At 53.1% G+C, this 18,942-nt stretch carries 18 protein-coding genes and 1 pseudogene; 6 read left to right on the forward strand and 13 right to left on the reverse strand.

Annotated features, from left to right (window positions below; translation table 11 throughout):
• Positions 1-70: 70 nt before the first annotated feature.
• From AX755_RS25160 to hemA, 4 genes and pseudogenes are all read right to left on the reverse strand, one after another.
• Positions 71-163: pseudogene (locus AX755_RS25160) on the reverse strand (siroheme synthase); the annotation flags it as partial.
• Positions 139-969 carry a peptide chain release factor N(5)-glutamine methyltransferase gene (gene prmC / locus AX755_RS16000; RefSeq protein WP_062857066.1) on the reverse strand — a complete coding sequence of 277 codons (831 nt, stop codon included), beginning with the start codon at positions 967-969 and terminating at the stop codon, positions 139-141. The gene prmC and the pseudogene AX755_RS25160, both read right to left, overlap by 25 nt.
• A complete protein-coding gene (gene prfA, locus AX755_RS16005) occupies positions 969-2,051 on the reverse strand; it encodes a peptide chain release factor 1 (RefSeq protein WP_013096233.1) in 1,083 nt (360 codons plus the stop codon). Before prfA ends, prmC begins: the two co-directional genes overlap by 1 nt.
• A 41-nt stretch (positions 2,052-2,092) precedes the next feature.
• Positions 2,093-3,349: a glutamyl-tRNA reductase gene (hemA, locus tag AX755_RS16010; protein ID WP_062857067.1), complete on the reverse strand. Its 1,257-nt coding sequence runs from the start codon at positions 3,347-3,349 to the stop codon at positions 2,093-2,095.
• A gap of 201 nt (positions 3,350-3,550) precedes the next feature.
• Here hemA and lolB point away from each other — a divergent pair, with 201 nt between their 5' ends.
• The 4 genes from lolB to dauA all read left to right on the forward strand — a co-directional run bounded on the left by lolB (position 3,551) and on the right by dauA (position 8,028).
• Positions 3,551-4,162, forward strand: coding sequence for a lipoprotein insertase outer membrane protein LolB (lolB, locus tag AX755_RS16015; RefSeq protein WP_062857068.1), 612 nt, complete (start codon positions 3,551-3,553; stop codon positions 4,160-4,162).
• Entirely contained in the window at positions 4,159-5,028 is an 870-nt protein-coding gene (ispE, locus tag AX755_RS16020; RefSeq protein ID WP_062857069.1) for a 4-(cytidine 5'-diphospho)-2-C-methyl-D-erythritol kinase, read from the forward strand. Before lolB ends, ispE begins: the two co-directional genes overlap by 4 nt.
• A 127-nt stretch (positions 5,029-5,155) precedes the next feature.
• Positions 5,156-6,103, forward strand: coding sequence for a ribose-phosphate diphosphokinase (gene prs / locus AX755_RS16025; RefSeq protein ID WP_003856663.1), 948 nt, complete (start codon positions 5,156-5,158; stop codon positions 6,101-6,103).
• 245 nt (positions 6,104-6,348) lie between these two features.
• On the forward strand, positions 6,349-8,028 hold the full coding sequence (gene dauA / locus AX755_RS16030) for a C4-dicarboxylic acid transporter DauA (RefSeq protein ID WP_062857070.1): 1,680 nt from the start codon (positions 6,349-6,351) through the stop codon (positions 8,026-8,028).
• On the opposite strand, the gene AX755_RS16035 is transcribed toward dauA, so the two are convergent.
• Positions 8,014-9,072 (reverse strand): MerR family transcriptional regulator, encoded by a 1,059-nt coding sequence (locus AX755_RS16035; RefSeq protein ID WP_062857071.1) that lies wholly within the window; start codon positions 9,070-9,072, stop codon positions 8,014-8,016. The two genes, dauA and AX755_RS16035, sit on opposite strands and share 15 nt — an antisense overlap.
• Before the next feature lie 125 nt (positions 9,073-9,197).
• Positions 9,198-9,473, reverse strand: coding sequence for a stress-induced protein YchH (ychH, locus tag AX755_RS16040; protein ID WP_013096227.1), 276 nt, complete (start codon positions 9,471-9,473; stop codon positions 9,198-9,200).
• A 273-nt stretch (positions 9,474-9,746) separates the two neighbouring features.
• Between ychH and pth the strand changes: the two genes are divergently transcribed.
• The gene (pth, locus tag AX755_RS16045; protein WP_013096226.1) at positions 9,747-10,331 is read left to right on the forward strand and encodes an aminoacyl-tRNA hydrolase; all 585 of its coding nucleotides are present in this window, start codon (positions 9,747-9,749) and stop codon (positions 10,329-10,331) included.
• A 126-nt stretch (positions 10,332-10,457) separates the two neighbouring features.
• Complete coding sequence (ychF, locus tag AX755_RS16050; RefSeq protein ID WP_062857072.1) at positions 10,458-11,549, forward strand: redox-regulated ATPase YchF; 1,092 nt, start codon at positions 10,458-10,460, stop codon at positions 11,547-11,549.
• A 135-nt stretch (positions 11,550-11,684) separates the two neighbouring features.
• Here ychF and tri1 read toward each other — a convergent pair whose 3' ends face one another.
• The 7 genes from tri1 to AX755_RS16090 all read right to left on the reverse strand — a co-directional run bounded on the left by tri1 (position 11,685) and on the right by AX755_RS16090 (position 18,933).
• Positions 11,685-12,755, reverse strand: a complete 1,071-nt coding sequence (tri1, locus tag AX755_RS16055) for an ADP-ribosylarginine hydrolase Tri1 (RefSeq protein WP_062857073.1) — start codon at positions 12,753-12,755, stop codon at positions 11,685-11,687.
• A complete protein-coding gene (locus AX755_RS16060) occupies positions 12,752-14,086 on the reverse strand; it encodes a PAAR domain-containing protein (RefSeq protein WP_062857074.1) in 1,335 nt (444 codons plus the stop codon). The genes tri1 and AX755_RS16060 overlap by 4 nt, the downstream gene beginning before the upstream one ends.
• Before the next feature lie 2 nt (positions 14,087-14,088).
• Positions 14,089-14,883 (reverse strand): DcrB-related protein, encoded by a 795-nt coding sequence (locus AX755_RS16065; RefSeq protein WP_062857075.1) that lies wholly within the window; start codon positions 14,881-14,883, stop codon positions 14,089-14,091.
• 11 nt (positions 14,884-14,894) lie between these two features.
• On the reverse strand, positions 14,895-16,823 hold the full coding sequence (locus AX755_RS16070; RefSeq protein WP_038419859.1) for a type VI secretion system Vgr family protein: 1,929 nt from the start codon (positions 16,821-16,823) through the stop codon (positions 14,895-14,897).
• 96 nt (positions 16,824-16,919) lie between these two features.
• Entirely contained in the window at positions 16,920-17,267 is a 348-nt protein-coding gene (locus AX755_RS16075) for an immunity protein Tsi6 family protein (RefSeq protein ID WP_058684073.1), read from the reverse strand.
• A gap of 50 nt (positions 17,268-17,317) precedes the next feature.
• Positions 17,318-18,163 carry an immunity protein Tsi6 family protein gene (locus AX755_RS25850; protein WP_231883365.1) on the reverse strand — a complete coding sequence of 282 codons (846 nt, stop codon included), beginning with the start codon at positions 18,161-18,163 and terminating at the stop codon, positions 17,318-17,320.
• Positions 18,160-18,933, reverse strand: coding sequence for an ankyrin repeat domain-containing protein (locus AX755_RS16090; RefSeq protein ID WP_058684074.1), 774 nt, complete (start codon positions 18,931-18,933; stop codon positions 18,160-18,162). The genes AX755_RS25850 and AX755_RS16090 overlap by 4 nt, the downstream gene beginning before the upstream one ends.
• Positions 18,934-18,942: the final 9 nt, after the last annotated feature.

The following is an 18,942-nucleotide window of genomic DNA, read 5'->3' on the forward strand; positions in this document are numbered from 1 at the left end:
CATAGTTAACTATGCTCCTGAGGACTCGCTCTCTTGCCGCCTTCATGCAACTCGAATTATTTTGGGTATAGATGATAACGCCAAACAGCTTTTCAGTCAGCCATGCGCCTTTATCAGTAAATGGCAGATAACCTGTTTTCACTGCCACTGCCCCAGCGTCAGACGCTCGTTGCCGCCGTAGTCGCGGCAGGTCTCGACAGCAGCATAACCCGTCTGCCTGAAGAGCCCACGCACCGCCTCCCCCTGCGTCCAGCCATGCTCCACCAGCAGCCAGCCGCCGGGCAGGAGATGTTGTCGTGACGTCGTCACAATGTGTTCCAGATCGGCCAGCCCTGCATTACCTGCGACCAGCGCCGTCAGCGGTTCAAAGCGAACATCCCCCTGCGCCAGGTGCGGGTTGTGTTCGTCAATATAGGGCGGATTACTGACAATCATCGCGAACGTCTGCTTCTCCAGCGCACTGAACCAGCTGCTTTGCTGCACGGTCACATTAGTCACGCCCAGTCGCTCAACGTTACGCTGCGCAAGTGCCACCGCGTCGGGCATCACATCGACCGCCGTTACCGCGCAATCGGGCCGCTCGGTGGCGAGCGCCAGCGCGATTGCGCCAGTGCCCGTTCCGAGATCGAGAATGCGGCTGGCCGCTGCGGGTAACCGCGCCAGCGCCTGCTCCACCAGACATTCGGTGTCGGGACGCGGGATCAGCGTCGCCGCTGAGACGAACAAGGGTAACGACCAGAACTCGCGCTCCCCGACCAGATGTGCCACCGGCTCGCCGGTTTTACGGCGGGCAAGCAGCGCGGACAGTTGCGCTTCCTGCTCTACGGTCAGTTCAGTTTCACCGAAGGCCAGCAGATACGTGCGGGCTTTTCCCGTCACATATCCCAGCAAAATTTCGGCGTCGCGCTTCGGGCTTTCACTGTCAGAGAGCGCGCCGGTGGCCAGGCGTAACCAGCTCTGAAAATCCATTATTCCTGCTCGGACAATGCCGCCAGCTGGTCGGCCTGGTATTCCTGCACGATAGGCTCAATCAGCATATCGAGCTTGCCTTCCATCACCTCATCCAGACGGTATAACGTCAGGTTGATGCGGTGGTCGGTCACACGGCCCTGCGGGAAGTTGTAGGTACGGTTACGGTCGCTACGATCGCCGCTGCCCAGCAGGTTACGACGGGTTGACGCTTCCGCCTGCTGACGTTTTGCCATTTCCGCCGCGTGAATACGCGCACCCAGTACGGACAGCGCTTTGGCTTTGTTTTTGTGCTGAGAGCGTTCGTCCTGACACTCCACCACAATGCCGGTTGGCAGGTGGGTAATACGGATGGCGGAGTCGGTGGTGTTAACGTGCTGACCACCCGCCCCGGAAGAACGGAAGGTATCAATACGCAGATCCGCCGGGTTAATGTCCGGCAGTTCCGCTTCCGGCAGCTCTGGCATCACCGCAACCGTGCAGGCTGAAGTGTGAATACGGCCCTGCGACTCGGTCGCCGGTACACGCTGCACACGATGGCCGCCGGACTCAAACTTGAGACGGCCGTACACGCCGTCACCGCTGATTTTGGCGATCACCTCTTTAAAACCGCCGTGCTCGCCTTCGTTGGCGCTCATGATCTCCACGCGCCAGCGACGCGATTCGGCGTAACGGCTGTACATGCGGAACAGGTCTCCGGCGAACAGTGCTGCCTCATCACCGCCCGTTCCGGCGCGGACTTCCACAAACGCATTACGCTCGTCGTCTGGATCTTTCGGCAGCAGAAGCACCTGCAGCTGTTGCTCCATCTCTTCTGAGCGCGCTTTGGCATCCTGCAGCTCTTCCTGCGCCATTTCGCGCATTTCAGGATCGTCGAGCATCATCTGCGCGGTTTCGATATCTTCCTGAACCTGTTGCCAGTCGGTAAAGCATTTTGAAACATCACTTAACTGCGCATATTCACGCGACAGTGCGCGAAAACGTTCCTGGTCCGCAATGGTCCCGGCATCGCCGAGCAGCGCCTGGACTTCTTCATGGCGCTCGTGCAGAGCTTCCAGTTTAGCGACGATAGAAGGCTTCATAGGCGTAAGTGCACCTTGTAATAGAAAATGGGTATAGGGCGCTATTCCAGCCCGAGGCTGTTGCGCAGAATAGTCAGGCGTTCATCGTCCCCGTCACGGGCAGCCTGCTGGAGTGATTTGGTTGGTGCATGGATCAAGCGATTGGTCAGTTTCCAGGCCAGATCCTGCATAATAGCGTGTGCGTCGCCGCCCTGTTCCAGAGCTGCTAACGCTTTGGCAGTCAGGTCATCACGCACCTGCTCCGCCTGACCGCGATATTCGCGGATGGTCTCGCTGACGCTTTGCGCGCGCAGCCAGGCCATAAATTCACTGGCTTCCTGCTCGACAATGGTTTCCGCCTGCACCGCTGCCGCTTTACGCTGAGCAAGGTTGTGTGAAATGATGCTTTGCAGATCATCCACGCTGTAGAGATAGGCGTTGGCCAGTTTGCCAACCTCCGGTTCGACATCACGCGGTACGGCGATATCCACCAGCAGCATTGGCTGATTACGACGGGATTTCAGCGCGCGCTCTACCATCCCTTTACCGATAATCGGCAGCGGGCTGGCGGTAGAACTGATGATGATATCCGCCTCTTTCAGGCGTTCGTCGATCTCGCTCAGCGCAATCACCTCGGCCCCGACTTCGTCTGCCAGCACTTGTGCCCGCTCGCGGGTGCGGTTAGCGATAACCATCTTTTTCACTTTATGCTCGCGCAGATGGCGCGCCACAAGCTCAATGGTTTCGCCCGAGCCGACCAGCATCACGGTGACGGTCGACAGGGATTCGAAGATTTGACGTGCAAGGGTACAGGCCGCGAACGCAACAGAAACCGCACTGGCACCAATGTCGGTTTCGGTTCGCACACGCTTCGCCACGGAGAATGACTTCTGGAACATACGCTCCAGCTCGCTGGCTTTCAGATGCCCTTTTTGCGAATCCGCAAACGCTTTTTTTACCTGACCGAGAATTTGCGGCTCGCCCAGTACCAGCGAATCCAGACCGCTCGCGACACGCATAAGATGGCTCACCGCATCGTTATCCTGATGCCAGTACAGGCTCTTACGCAGCTCGTCTTCGTTGAGATTGTGGTAGTCGCATAACCAGCGGATCAGCGCTTCATGCAGGTTATCCTGCTCTTCCACGCTTAAGTAAAGCTCGGTACGGTTGCACGTCGAGAGCACCACCCCGCCCTGCACCATCGGTTGTGCAAGCAGGCTATCCAGCGCCAGGTCAAGCGTATCCGGCGAAAACGTGACGCGTTCTCGCAGCGAAACCGGGGCGGTTTTGTGGTTGATGCCGAGTGCTAATAGGGTCATGTTGAGCGGGAGTAGTACCAGCGTTAATAAGGTTAGCAAGACGCATCATACAGGATGCGCGAGATCAATAAAAGAGACTGCCCCCTTTCGGAGTAATAGGTTACTCAACGCTTTGAGATAATTTGAACGTAGACGGTGACACCCTTCAACGCTAGCATTAACAGTTATAACTGCAACGTATCTCAAGGATTTGTCCTCATTATGACCCGACTGATTCGCCTGCTGCCGCTGGCAGCACTGGTTCTGACCGCATGTTCTGTCACTCAACCAAAAGGCCCGGGCAAAAGCCCTGACTCACCACAGTGGCGTCAGCACCAGCAGGACGTACGTAATTTAAGTCAGTACCAGACCCGCGGCGCGTTTGCTTATCTCTCTGACGAACAAAAGGTTTATGCCCGCTTCTTCTGGCAGCAAACGGGGCAGGATAACTACCGCCTGCTGCTGCTGAACCCGTTGGGCAGTACCGAGCTGGAGCTTAACGCTAAGCCGGGTGAAGCGCAGATCACGGATAACAAAGGCCAGCACTACACCTCCACCGACGCGGAAGAGATGATTGGCAAACTGACCGGAATGCCTATCCCGCTGAACAGCCTGCGCCAGTGGATCCTGGGCCTGCCGGGTGACGCCACCGACTACACCCTGGACGATCAGTACCGTCTGAGCCAGGTGAACTACACGCAGAACGGTAAAACCTGGAAGGTGGTGTACAGCGCCTATGACAGCAACAGTAAACCATCGCTGCCATCGAATATGGAGCTGACGCAGGGTAACCAGCGCATCAAGCTGAAAATGGACAACTGGATCGTTAAATGATGACCCACTGGCCCTCTCCGGCAAAACTTAACCTGTTTTTATATATCACCGGCCAACGTGCTGACGGGTATCACACCCTGCAGACGCTGTTTCAGTTTATCGATTATGGCGACACGCTCTCGATTGAGCTGCGTCAGGACCGGCAGATTTGTCTGCTGACGCCGGTGGAAGGCGTAGCGCATGAGGATAACCTGATCGTGCGCGCCGCGCGTCTGCTGATGAACGCAGCGGCTGACGCCGGGCGCTTGCCCGCCGGGAGCGGTGCGGATATTCGCATTACGAAGCGTCTGCCGATGGGCGGTGGGCTGGGTGGCGGTTCATCCAATGCCGCGACCGTCCTGGTCGCCCTGAATCATCTCTGGGGCTGCGGATTGTCAACGGATGAACTGGCCGCGTTAGGGTTAACCCTGGGGGCGGATGTCCCGGTGTTTGTGCGCGGTCATGCTGCATTTGCTGAGGGGGTGGGTGAAATCCTCTCCCCGGTTGAACCGCCGGAAAAATGGTACCTCGTAGCCCATCCAGGCGTCAGCATTCCGACTCCGGTCATCTTCAAAGATCCTGAGCTGCCACGCAATACCCCGGCGCGGTCAATAGAAACGTTATTAAATTGTGAATTCAGCAACGATTGCGAGGTTATCGCAAGAAAACGTTTTCGCGAGGTTGATGCGGCGCTTTCCTGGCTGTTAGAATACGCGCCGTCGCGCCTGACTGGTACAGGGGCCTGTGTCTTTGCTGAATTTGACACCGAATCCGCCGCTCGTCAGGTGCTTGAGCAAGCGCCGGATTGGCTGCATGGTTTTGTAGCGCGCGGGATGAACACCTCCCCCCTACAGCAGGCCATTCTGGCGCAGACTGAGTTTCGGTGACAACGTCACCCTGTTCCAGACGTTGCATCGCGCTCTTTAATACACCGCCTGGATAGCATTTCGCCTGGCCCCGCACAGTTTGCGGCGAACGCTATCCACCAATGGACGCATGCCTGAGGTTCTTCTCGTGCCTGATATGAAGCTTTTTGCTGGTAACGCCACCCCGGAACTAGCACAACGTATTGCCAACCGCCTGTACACTTCCCTCGGCGACGCCGCTGTAGGTCGCTTTAGCGACGGCGAAGTCAGCGTACAAATTAACGAAAATGTACGCGGTGGTGATATTTTCATCATCCAGTCCACCTGTGCTCCAACGAATGACAACCTGATGGAATTGGTTGTTATGGTCGATGCCCTGCGTCGCGCTTCTGCAGGCCGTATCACTGCTGTAATCCCTTACTTTGGCTATGCCCGCCAGGACCGTCGCGTCCGTTCCGCGCGTGTGCCAATCACCGCTAAAGTTGTCGCGGACTTCCTGTCCAGCGTTGGCGTTGACCGCGTACTGACCGTTGACCTGCACGCAGAGCAGATTCAGGGCTTCTTCGACGTCCCGGTTGATAACGTATTCGGCAGCCCAATCCTGCTGGAAGATATGCTGCAGCTGAACCTGGACAACCCGATTGTGGTTTCTCCGGACATCGGCGGCGTGGTACGTGCCCGTGCTATCGCTAAGCTGCTGAACGATACCGACATGGCAATCATCGACAAACGCCGTCCGCGCGCTAACGTTTCTCAGGTGATGCACATCATCGGTGACGTTGCTGGCCGTGACTGCGTGCTGGTTGACGACATGATCGATACCGGCGGTACGCTGTGTAAAGCCGCTGAAGCGCTGAAAGAGCGTGGTGCCAAGCGCGTGTTTGCGTACGCGACTCACCCGATCTTCTCCGGTAACGCGGTAAACAACCTCCGTAACTCCGTCATTGACGAAGTTGTGGTATGCGATACCATCCCACTGAGTGACGAGATCAAGGCACTGCCAAACGTGCGTACCCTGACCCTGTCCGGGATGCTGGCCGAAGCGATTCGTCGTATCAGCAACGAAGAATCCATCTCTGCAATGTTCGAACACTAATCGAACACGGCCGAAAAACCCGCTGCGGCGGGTTTTTTTGTTTCTGATATTTATTAATGCTCTAAATAATTCGGGTTGCAGGAAGGCGGCAAGTGAATGAATCCCAGGAGCTTACTTAAGTAAGTGACTGGGATGAATGAGCGCAGCCAACGCATCTGCAGCGCGAAGTATGACGAGCAATGATTAATGCCTCCTTCACCTGCCATTGATATGACAGATGATGCGCATACGGATGATAGATAATTGTGAAAAACATCACTTCCTCACATGTTCTGCCCTTTCGCGCCCTCATCGACGCATGCTGGAAAGAGAAATACACCTCGTCACGCTTTATCCGTGACCTGATTGCCGGGATCACCGTTGGTATTATCGCCATTCCGCTGGCCATGGCGCTGGCAATTGGCAGCGGCGTGGCTCCACAGTATGGCCTGTATACCTCGGCCGTCGCCGGGATCGTGATTGCCCTCACGGGCGGTTCGCGTTTCAGCGTGTCCGGCCCTACCGCTGCTTTTGTGGTGATCCTCTATCCGGTATCACAGCAGTTTGGTCTGGCAGGCCTGCTGGTTGCCACGCTCATGTCTGGCCTCTTTTTGATTCTCTTTGGCCTGGCCCGCTTTGGCCGGCTGATTGAATATATTCCCCTTTCCGTAACGCTGGGATTCACCTCCGGGATCGGCATCACCATCGGAACGATGCAAATTAAAGATTTCCTGGGGCTGCAGATGCCTCACGTTCCTGAGCACTATCTGCAGAAAGTGGGAGCGCTGTTTATGGCACTGCCCACGGCCAACATGGGCGATGCCGCCATCGGGATCGTTACGCTGGGTACGCTCATCGTCTGGCCGCGCTTAGGCATTCGTCTGCCTGGCCACCTGCCCGCGTTGCTGCTGGGCTGTGCGGTAATGGCCATCGTCAACATGTTAGGTAGTCATGTCGCCACCATCGGCTCGCAGTTCCACTATGTTCTGGCGGACGGTTCTCAGGGCAGCGGTATTCCTCAACTGTTACCGCAGCTGGTTCTTCCCTGGGACATGCCCGGCTCCAGCTTTACCTTAAGCTGGGATTCGCTGCGTGCACTGCTGCCCGCCGCCTTTTCAATGGCGATGCTGGGGGCGATTGAATCTCTGCTCTGCGCCGTAGTGCTCGATGGCATGACCGGTACCAAGCACAAAGCCAACAGCGAGCTGGTCGGCCAGGGCTTAGGTAACCTCATCGCTCCGTTCTTCGGCGGTATTACAGCCACCGCGGCTATCGCCCGTTCTGCGGCCAACGTGCGCGCGGGTGCAACCTCACCGGTTTCAGCGGTTATCCACTCCCTGCTGGTGATCCTCGCGTTGCTGATCCTCGCGCCGCTGCTCTCCTGGCTGCCGCTCTCCGCCATGGCCGCCCTGCTGCTGATGGTGGCCTGGAACATGAGCGAAGCGCATAAGGTGGTGAACCTGCTGCGTCGCGCACCGAAAGACGACATCATCGTCATGCTGATCTGTATGTCGCTGACCGTGCTGTTCGATATGGTGATCGCCATCAGCGTCGGCATCGTGCTGGCCTCCCTGCTGTTTATGCGCCGGATCGCGCAGATGACGCGCCTTTCCCCGGTAAATGTGGAGGTGCCTGATGATGTACTGGTGCTGCGGGTAATCGGTCCGCTGTTCTTCGCTGCGGCGGAAGGCCTGTTCAGCGATCTGGAATCCCGCATTGCGGGCAAACGGATTGTGGTGCTGAAATGGGATGCCGTACCGGTGCTGGACGCCGGTGGGCTGGACGCCTTCCAGCGCTTTGTAAAACGTCTGCCGGAAGGCTGTGAGCTCCGGGTGAGTAATCTGGAATTTCAGCCGCTGCGCACTATGGCGCGCGCTGGCGTGCAGCCGATCCCTGGCCGCCTTGCCTTCTATCCCAACCGCGACGCCGCGTTAGCGGATCTGTGATTCATCTGATGCGGAGAAACGTCTCTGCATCATTATCCCTATCGCCTGCTGGAGCCATTCAAGCACAGCAGGCGTCATCCACGTCCCTTTCATCAGATGCGGCTCCTGCTGCATAGCAGCGCGAAACTTTTGCTGCGTCTCAGGGTTTGTTCCTGCGTATGACTGGAACAACGCCAGCCAGGTTTCAGCCAGCTTTTGCGCCTCGTCAGAGGCGGGGTCGAGATTTTCCCGCTGCGCCTGGTGCAGCTTCGCCACCAGCGGCGGCCACTCCATCATGCGGTCAAAGTAGTGTTTCCGGGTAAAAGCCATCTCATCGGCAGAGAGATACTTTTCCCAGATGACCAGCTTCGATTCGGCAAACGCCCGCGTGATGTAGTCGGTCATCTCTGCGGTGATGCCCGTTTGCTCACGCATTTGAGGTTCGACGCTGTGCATCTCGTTCAGCCGGGTGAGAAACTCCGGCTTGCCGGCAGTGTCCTGCTCCAGGCGCTCCATCCAGCGCGTCGCAAGATCCATCGCCCGCGGGTCAGAAACGGGTATGTGCTGTTCCAGCAGCGTGTTGGCCTCGGTAACCAGCCCTGACCAGACAGCCGCCAACGCATCTTTCTGCACCGCAAACGGCAGTTGCTGTAACTCTTCTTTGCTAAACCAGCGATCGTACATATTCATTAACTCCAGAGTCTGTAGCCAGGATTCCAGATCGGGCGTTTCATCGCCGGTAAGCCCGGTGCGCAAGTCCACCAGCCTGTCACGCAGCGTGTTAATGCTGCGCAGCTGTTTATCCAGCAAACTGATTTGCGCATCGAGGAGTTCCGTTAACGAAAGCGACGCCTGCTCCAGAAAATCCCTGATTTCAGCAAGCTCCAGCCCCGCTTTTGCCAGTGCCTGAATCATATGCAAGCGCTGTACATCCGCCAGATTATAAAGCCGGTAGCCTGCCGCGCTTCTGGCAGAAGGCAGCAATAACCCTGTTTGCTCATAGTGATGCAATGTGCGCACGGTGATCCCAGCGCGTTTTGCCAGTTCACCCACCTGAATCAACATAACTGCTCCTTTTATTTTGCCAGTGACGCCACTCTGGTGCCTTACGTTACGTGAGGGTCAACCCCTCAGGCAAAAAAAAAACGACTCCATCTGGAGTCGTTTCAGTGTTCTTTATTCTATGCGCACTAGCTGTGCTTATGCTGGTCGCGGCGGCAGCGTTTGTCGTAATGGCGCACCCACCAGTATTTATCACACACTTCCTCATGACCGCTCACACGCGCCCCGGCGAGCCACAGTACCGCCCCCAGGAAGATGCTCAATACCGCACCATGCGCGAAGTATTGTGGGAGATCAAGCTGCGGCAATTGGTTTAAAATTGAATAACCCACACCGGCTACCATCACGAACAGCCCCAACCCCATCAGCACGTTACCGAGTAACGAAGCGTTTTTGCGTTTCATATGTCACCTCTGGAACTTTGGGTTGTAGGGAATAAGTCCCTATTCCTTGTGTGTAAAGTATAGACAACGCCCCTTTTATGAGTTGCGTCAATGATCACAATTACAGATTACTCCCAAACAAAAATTTACAAATAACGCATTGAACAGCTTGAAATTCTAATTGTTCAAAGAAGTAATTATTCGTATTTCGCTGTTAAGGTCGCAGAATTTTGTCAAGCGGCGCGCCAGACAGTAAACTACGCGCCAGATCTGGAACCCATTAGGAATTGAATCGTGACGATTAAACTGATTGTCGGCCTCGCCAACCCAGGCGCAGAGTACGCTGCAACCCGCCACAATGCCGGGGCCTGGTACGTTGATCTGCTGGCTGAACGGTTACGTGCTCCCCTGCGTGAAGAACCAAAATTCTACGGGTATACCTCACGTATCAATCTCGCCGGTGCGGATGTGCGCCTGCTGGTGCCTACCACCTTTATGAACCTGAGCGGCAAGGCCGTGGCGGCAATGGCAACGTTTTATCGCATCAATCCGGATGAGATTCTGGTTGCTCACGATGAGCTGGACCTGCCGCCAGGCGTGGCAAAGTTTAAACTGGGCGGCGGCCATGGCGGACACAACGGTCTGAAAGATATCATCAGTAAGCTGGGTAATAACCCGAATTTTCACCGTTTGCGCGTAGGAATCGGCCATCCGGGCGATAAAAACAAAGTTGTTGGTTTTGTGCTGGGTAAGCCCCCGGTTTCTGAGCAGAAACTGATTGACGAGGCGGTAGACGAAGCGGCGCGCTGCACTGAAATCTGGCTCAAAGATGGGTTAACCAAAGCGACAAACCGCTTACATGCTTTCAAAGCGCAATAATCTGCCCGATACGGCATTTTTACCGCGCGGTAGGCGGGTTACGTGTATAATAGGCGTAGTTATTTACTTTTCATCAGTCGGTTATCGTTAACGGATTGATTATCAAGATATTAAGGTGATTTAGAAATGGGATTCAAATGCGGTATCGTCGGTCTGCCAAACGTGGGCAAATCCACCCTGTTTAACGCGCTTACCAAAGCGGGTATCGAAGCGGCGAACTTCCCGTTCTGTACCATCGAACCTAACACCGGCGTTGTGCCAATGCCCGACCCGCGTCTGGACCAGCTCGCGGAAATCGTGAAGCCGCAGCGCATTCTGCCAACCACCATGGAGTTCGTGGACATCGCGGGCCTGGTGAAAGGTGCATCCAAAGGTGAAGGTCTGGGTAACCAGTTCCTGACCAACATCCGTGAAACCGAAGCGATCGGTCACGTGGTGCGTTGCTTCGAGAACGACAACATTATCCACGTAGCAGGTAAAGTAAACCCGGCGGAAGATATTGATGTAATCAATACCGAGCTGGCGCTGTCGGATCTGGATACCTGCGAACGTGCGATCCACCGTATCTCCAAGAAAGCCAAAGGTGGCGATAAAGACGCCAAAGCCGAATTAGCGGTACTGGAAAAATGTCTGCCACAACTGGAAAACGCAGGTATGCTGCGCTCTCTGGACCTGAGCAAAGACGAGAAAGAGCTTATACGCTACCTGAGCTTCCTGACGCTGAAGCCAACCATGTACATTGCCAACGTGAACGAAGACGGTTTTGAAAATAACCCGTACCTCGATCAGGTTCGTGCTATCGCCGAGAAAGAAGGTTCTGTCGTTGTTCCGGTTTGCGCCGCTGTAGAAGCCGATATCGCCGAGCTGGATGACGAAGAGCGAGACGAGTTCATGGCCGAGCTGGGTCTGGAAGAGCCAGGTCTGAACCGCGTTATCCGTGCAGGTTATGCCCTGCTCAACCTGCAGACCTACTTCACCGCTGGGGTGAAAGAAGTGCGTGCGTGGACTATCCCTGTTGGCGCAACGGCTCCACAGGCTGCGGGCAAGATCCACACCGATTTCGAGAAAGGCTTTATCCGTGCGCAGACTATCGCGTTTGAAGACTTCATCACCTTCAAGGGTGAGCAAGGCGCGAAAGAAGCTGGCAAGATGCGTGCTGAAGGGAAAGACTACATCGTTAAAGATGGCGATGTGATGAACTTCCTGTTTAACGTCTGAGTCGGTATGAATGAAAAAAATCCACGCTTTGGCGTGGATTTTTTTATTCTTAGAAATAATCAGCGGAATTAACTTTATGTTATGGCTTTAGCGCCTAAATACACGGCACGGGAGAATAACCGTACTATGTTGTATTTATAAAAAAGTATCCTCGGGTGCCCTATCGAACAAATCACCTGCCATTTGGAAAATTCTATCGTGCTGGACCAGCTTGTTTTTCCACTCCAGCGGAATACCGGAATAACCATACAACGCGCCTGCTATTTGTCCTGCCGTCGCCGCAACGCTGTCAGCGTCATCGGCAAGATTGGCAGCCAGCAGAATCGCATCCCGGAAATTATCAGTATTCCATACGGACCACATCGCGGCCTCAAGCGTATCGATTACGTAACCACTTGAGCGGATTTGGTCACGGCTTTTATTTTTGTATTCACCTGCGTTGATAACCATTACACGCGCGCAGAGAGGGAAAACATGAGGTGAAAAAGTTTGTTCTTTTGAATAACCATTTATCAAATAATGCAGTATCAACCCCAGAAACTGGCATGCATTAATAGACTCCACCGCGCCATGGGTAGCCCGACTCTGAGCCTGAGATTCAAAATAAATGGCGCGCAACGATTTTCGACGAAAGATCGACACCGGTGCCTGACGAATCACTGCCGCATTACCCGCAGTATGTTTTTCTGTATTACCATACCAAGATGGTCCAACGCGCATATACTGTTCTAGAGCAAAGCGTGTTGTATTTCCAATGTCGAAACAGCGTCCATTACTGCTATTTTCTCCTTTTAAATACCAGTTCAAAAGATACTGTCTCAGTACATCAGTATGCATTCTTTTTTCGGAAAGATATGTTTCTGCCACACATAATGCCATTGAGGTATCATCTGTCCACTCCCCAGGATTTAACTGAAAAGGTCCACCGCCCAGCATATCATGTACATATTCACTGTCTCTTTTTTTAAACTCAAGGGTTGTTCCGACTGCATCTCCAACAGCCAAACCAACAAATGCTCCAAGCGCTTTATTGCGGGAAATCTCTACCGACGAAATTAATGGTAATGTTTGATCCCATGCATGAATGGAAGAAACAGATTCATCACTGTCACGTTTTACAGCCTTACGGACATTTACGGGCATATAGCAACGATAGCGATCGGCATAATGATTAATTATTGAATCTTCGACATGTAGGTCGATCATGGTATTTCCTTTAATTCTATGTTCGTAACTCCAAGCTCATCTGACCTGCTGATAACCTCAAACGTTGTATTGGGTTTAAAGAGTACTTCAGTTTCAGTAGCATTGAATTCTGACAAAAAGTCAATTTTCCTGCCCGAAACCCCTTCAATACGCATTTGAATCGGTCCGCTGAATCCTTGGTTAATATCAGTACTTACAAAGGCGGGATCGATAACCGTTTTGCCTGGAGTATAGCCTTCCAAAATATTTGAAGGTAAGCTATTCATTCCTCGGAAAGTCTCACCGTTGTATACCGGAAGCTGATCCAGACCATCATTTATATGTTGAGTAAATGCTTCCATTTCTTTGGTCATGGGTTTCATACCTCGTAATGCAGGATTCACCATCTGGTACCCCGGATCCGTAGTATAACCATATAATGCACCTACTTGTTCATCACTCAGTAATGCAGACAAAGCAGGATCACGATTATCCGCGAGCTCCCTGCCGCGGCTAATCCAATTTTCTGCCCTTTGTTTCCCTACAGCTTCAGCTAAACTCATCTTGGGCATCGCCGGCGCGATTGCGGGTTCAGCCACAACACGCGGCATAGATTTCCCAGCACGCCACGCATCAAATCGTGCCCCGCCCTTCATGCCAGCCCCGCCGCCGATAACGGAGCCGATTAGCATCCCCCATTTCTGACCGTCGCTACCTTCGCCAAAAAGCATCCCACCCGCGTAGCTACCAATAGTTCCACCGCCCATTGCACCGAGAGTGCTCAGAAGTGCAATTGCCGGACTGGCCAGCACCGCCACCGCTCCGGCACCAACGACGAGCATCGTCCAGTTTACCCATTCAGGAATTTCAGGACTTATTTCATCGGTCTGGACCTTGCCTCCACCAATGATAACATTACGCGAACCCTGGCTAATCTCAGCGCTGCATGTCAGCTTATCGCCAGTGCGAGAAGCAGGAAAGTTGTTGATGTAAACCTTTATCGAACCTTCGGCAACCCGTTGCAGGCTGCCGCTGTGTTCGTCACACTCTCCGGCCGATAGATGAGCGCGGATAGCCTTTCGGCTGTTGATAAAAACATTGGGCGAACCTTCTTTCAACGTACCCGTAGTGTGACGCGGTGCCCATGACATACTTCCCAGGACCTCACCCAAACCACCGGCAGCACACGCCCCTGCGGCGACAGCAGAAACGGCTACCAGAGCGGTCCCACCGGTAACAACAACGGCAGCTGCTCCCAGAATTGCCCCACCTACAAGCCCAGCGATCATCCATCCTTTTGAGGCTGTATGAGCAATCTCGTCATCTACACGTGCGGCCAGACATTCGGACATGACTATTTGGCTCTCTGCGCCATCAGATACTTGCGGATCTGATCTGTTGAGTTAAGGTCGTCAGAACCTGAGACCTGGCGGCAAACAGAAAGCTGTGAAACTAAGTGGTGGGATTTTTCTGCAGAAAGGGTCCACAGCGCGTAACGAAGAGGCTGACTGCCCGGGACAGGCGCAATACTTAAAGGTGCCCCCTGCTTATCAAAAAGTAAATAGTGTCCCTCTTTCGCCCGCTGAAGCGAAAGATGCCCGTAAAGCTCCTGAATGTTTTTAAACACGCTGAGTATCTTACTCTCGCTATCGAGTGCAAAAAATGGCCCCTCTGTGTTGGCCTCAAGCATATCTCTGGTTTCGGTCGGAGCTGGCTTATGGAACTTGATACTGCGGATAATTGCTTGATATTGATCGTGATAATAATCGCTAAACTCACCAGGACAGGTGCCGATGTAACACACCATTTTTCGCCCAGCGGGATGCTCGTCCATTAAAATAATGGTCTGCTTCTGAAAAACGGTCGTACCATCATTTTTAAAATGATAAAAAAGCTCCGCAGCCGCGTGATTATCAACAGTGGTCATATGCGAGGACGTCAGGTTAAAATCTGGTACGGTAATTTCTAACTCACGCACCAGACGAGTTGCCACATCATGCACACTCTCATCTTTTTTTACACTGGCACGAGAAACAACGAAGGTAAACTCACTGGCACCATTTTCGCTCAGGGTAAATAAATTCATGGTTCTGTCTTTATATACATCTGGTAACGCCAGGGTAGCTTCCTGGAGAATATATTCAGCCATTTGAGTTACTCTTATTTGTTGGCATTAATAACAAAAAAACCATCCACTTCCTGCTGGATTGCCGTCTGGTGGGATGCCCCTGGCGCATCGATGGCATTGCTGCCATCAGCAGGGTTAAGATGCAGTTCCCCGGAAAGCGTGTTTATTTGTGCACTCTGTTTTGCGGTAAAGTTAAAGTTATTGCCAATGATATTCACGCTCCCGTCTTTTGATAATTCAATGGCGCTTTCACCACACTCCAGCCTCAACGTATTGCCCGCTGAAATAATAAAGTTATTAACAACTTTATCGCTGCGGCTGTTGCCCGTCAGGCAGACCACATCCCCTTTAACCCCTGCCTTCTGATTTTTTGCCACCCGTAAGGTTTCATCCTCTCCCACATATTGGGTTCGATTTTTTTCCGTGGCATGCGATTCATCATTTTTGACGTTGATATCGAGATTGCGCTCGGCCTGGAGCCACACCTGTTCCGCACCCGCCTTGTCCTCAAACCGCAGAGCGTTGGCATTATCCACGGAGCCATCTTTCGTGCGGCTCATAAAGCCCATCTGCGTCGCCGCCGCCGGCAGCGCCCACGGTGGCATGCTGGCATCGTTGTACACGCGCCCGGTGATAATCGGACGGTCCGGGTCACCGTTGATAAAGTCCACCACCACCTCATCGCCCACGCGCGGGATCTGCACCCCGCCGTAACCCTGGCCCGCCCAGGCGCTCGACACACGCACCCAGCAGGAGCTGGTGTCGTCCCCTTTTGCCAGACGGTCCCAGTGGAATTTCACCTTCACGCGGCCGTATTTGTCCGTCCAGATGCTTTCTCCCTGCGGCCCGACAACCTTCGCCGTCTGCGGGCCGTAGGTGCGCGGCCACGCCGTGGACTGCGCCGGACGGAACGACACCGACGCCGGGATAACCGTGAAATCGATACGGTGAATGGTCTCCCCTTCGCCGCTGGCATAGCGGTTCTCTTCCAGATGATACCCGGCCGCCGTCACCAGATAGTCACCGTTATCGCTGAAGAACGGTGCGTTGGTCAGGGTGAAGGTGTGGCCCGGCGCAATACCCGCCGCCGTGGCCGTGGCCTGAATCTGCTGATGCTCCACCTGCCAGCGCTCCTGGCGAATGCGGGCGTAGAACTCCGCATGCCCGGTCTCCACAAAGCGCCCAGGCCAGTCGTACACGTCAATGCTGCCCGGCTTCGGCGACGCCGGGTTCTGCTGCGCCTGGAACAGCCACGCGTTCGGCTTGCGGAAGTCGTAGTCGTCGAGGCTGTAAATGCCCGGCGTGACGCTGTCCTCCAGCGCCCACTGGCTGATGCCCTCTTCGTCCGTGCTACCGCCGGACGGCGTCTGGTGATAGGGGATGACCTCGTAACCGCTGAACGGCTGATGCTGCGTGGCGGCGTCGGTGAGCACCAGGGTGTGTTTGTCGGCCTCGTGGCTGAAGTAATACGCTATTCCCTCCAGCTCCATCAGGCGGCTGATAAAGTCGAGACTCGACTCCTGATACTGGACGCAGTAGTCCCACACCCGGTAGCTGCCGGTGAGCTTATCTTCCACGTTGACCTGATGCTCGCCCAGCAGGGTTTTCACAATCTGCGGCACCGTCTGCCCCTGGAAGATACGCAGGTTACGGTCGCGCTTCATCGGCCACAGGTCCGGCTCCACCGTCAGCTGATACACCGCATAGCGCGTTCCCGTCAGCTCAACGGCGCTCACCGCCACACGCGTGACTTTACCGTTGATGTAGCGCGGGGTAAGCAGGTTCTGGGTCGGGATGGTCACCGTGACCGGCTGGCCCAGCAGTTTGCTGCGGTCGATACGCGCATCCGTGCCGAGCAGGGTCAGCGTCAGGGCGAACGACTCGGACATCGCCTCGCGGCCGGAGAGTTTCCAGAAGAGCAGCCCCTCGACGGGGAGCTGGACGGTAATTCGGTTGAGCATAATCTGTATTCCGTAATGTTTTATGCTAAATAAATGTATTAACAAAGACGTGATTTCTGACAAGACGTTTGGTGATATGCACAAGTCACCGTCTGCTTAATTTCGATACCGCTTTTGCCTTTTTAGATATTCATTATCCTGCTCATGAGGAAGAATAACTTTTAACCCTTGCGCCATCTGCGAAGCGATGTAGTTTACATTTGACAGATGCCGGGCAAGCTCTTCATCGGTAGTTTCAAACTCTTTTGCAGCCATAGCGCCAAGATTTAACGTATGGAGTTTACTTTTATCTTTATTCTTTCCTGTCAGGATATCCCTGACATACGCCACTTGTTTTTCAGCCATGTTATACAAAGAAAAAGAAGGATGAATTGACTTTCGCTCCTGAATAACGCCGAGGGCATTTTCAATATAATCCATCGCTGTATAACTTTGTTTATTCATGCATATCCTTTAACTTCCGTACCAGATTGACAAAATGACATCCATAACTCTCAAAACTCGTCAGGGTATTTTTCCGCCAGTACGCATTGTTTCTGAACATAGTCAGGATCCACTTCATGCGGTAATTTCACTTTAACGCCACGGAGACGTTGATCTGCGATATACCATGCTTCCGTCAGTCTCTCGAAAAAGAGCTCATCTGAGTTTTCAAACTCTCTGACCGCATAAATGCCAAAAGTCATTCTCTTTAATACGGATTTGTCAGCTTTGTTTTTGATCACAATCTTTTTCAGAATTCGTAACTGCTGCACAATCTCATCATACATATGTAAAATTGGCTCCCTGGGGTACTTGCCATTAATTTCCGCATATCTTTTTTGCGCCAGTCTGAGGGCCCTTTCGATATAGTCCCGTTCAGTTAACGGTAAAAATTTGTTTACCCCATCACCCGCATCCCATTTTTTCATGACAAATATGAGCGAGCCAATTTTTACTATTTCGGACAAAATGAACAGCGTGATATTAAGAGATATAACACTCATTCCGAGACCGACAATAATCATCGGGAACAAGGTCACCGAACAACTCATGGTGAGCAGGCGTAGCACTTCCTGCGCCAGAGCAAACCGGACGGCATATCGGTGAGTTGTGAAAAAAAACCAGGCAGAAAAGAGTAATGAAACCGGCCACAGAATGTATACGAGGTAAAAAAGACCCGTCAATAAACCGTTTACCCCTCCTGCTATCAGCATGAAGATGATAACACCAAAATTCCCACCGGTAGAATCCCACCATGACTGAAGCAAGTGGTATGGGCCGACAAAATAAAACACAATGCCGATGACATCCATAATGCCCCAGAAATAGAGTATTTTATTTTTTGCGTTTATGTTCACTCAATCCCTCTTTTGACCGGCTCGGGTGGCCACTTACCACCATGTCGGATAAGTGATTCTTTAATAGCGATAAGGTTTTTATACTCGTCACTGTCTTTTTTCGCTCTTTCAAGAAAACGCTGCAACTGATTTCCTAAGGCCCACCCGTTATCAGCACGAATGTCAGGATCAGCCCCACGCTCAAGTAAAAGGAAAACATGATCGTAGGAATGAAAATCGAAAGCATTTATCAGCAGAGTCTCACCCAGGGAATCCGTTATGTCGATATTGCTGCCCCGGTCAAGCATTGCTTTTAGTGTCTCGGTGTTTTTCGCTTCCAGAGTTTGAAAAATAATTGGTTTATTAAAAACGTAATCTTTCGCATTCGGAGATAATCCCCCATCCAGCATCGCCTTTATCCAGTCTCCACTGTCGGCCATAAGTACAAACTCTGCCGGGCTACTTTTTCCATTGGGTCTTGGCTGAAGCGGGTCGGCACCGGCCTTTATTAGTTCGGTCATGATATGTAAGCGCGGTTGCGTTTTCTTATCATAAAGTGTATTAGTCAACGCCCAAAAAAGTAGCGTCATATCATGTTGACCGGGTTTATTGAGATCGGTTTTCGGAAGAAATTTTTTGACTTCATCCATATTGCCGCTTTCAATCGCCCGCGCCAGAATAAGCTGCTGGCCGCTAAAGTAATCTTCGGGATTCAAATCCGAATTTTGTCTACATCCCTGTATCAGAAAAATGAAAACCACTGTGAGGCTAGCAATTAACCGTATTTTCACGTCAATTCC

It is taken from the genome of Enterobacter sp. SENG-6 (assembly GCF_001605945.1).
Lineage (GTDB): Bacteria > Pseudomonadota > Gammaproteobacteria > Enterobacterales > Enterobacteriaceae > Enterobacter > Enterobacter cloacae.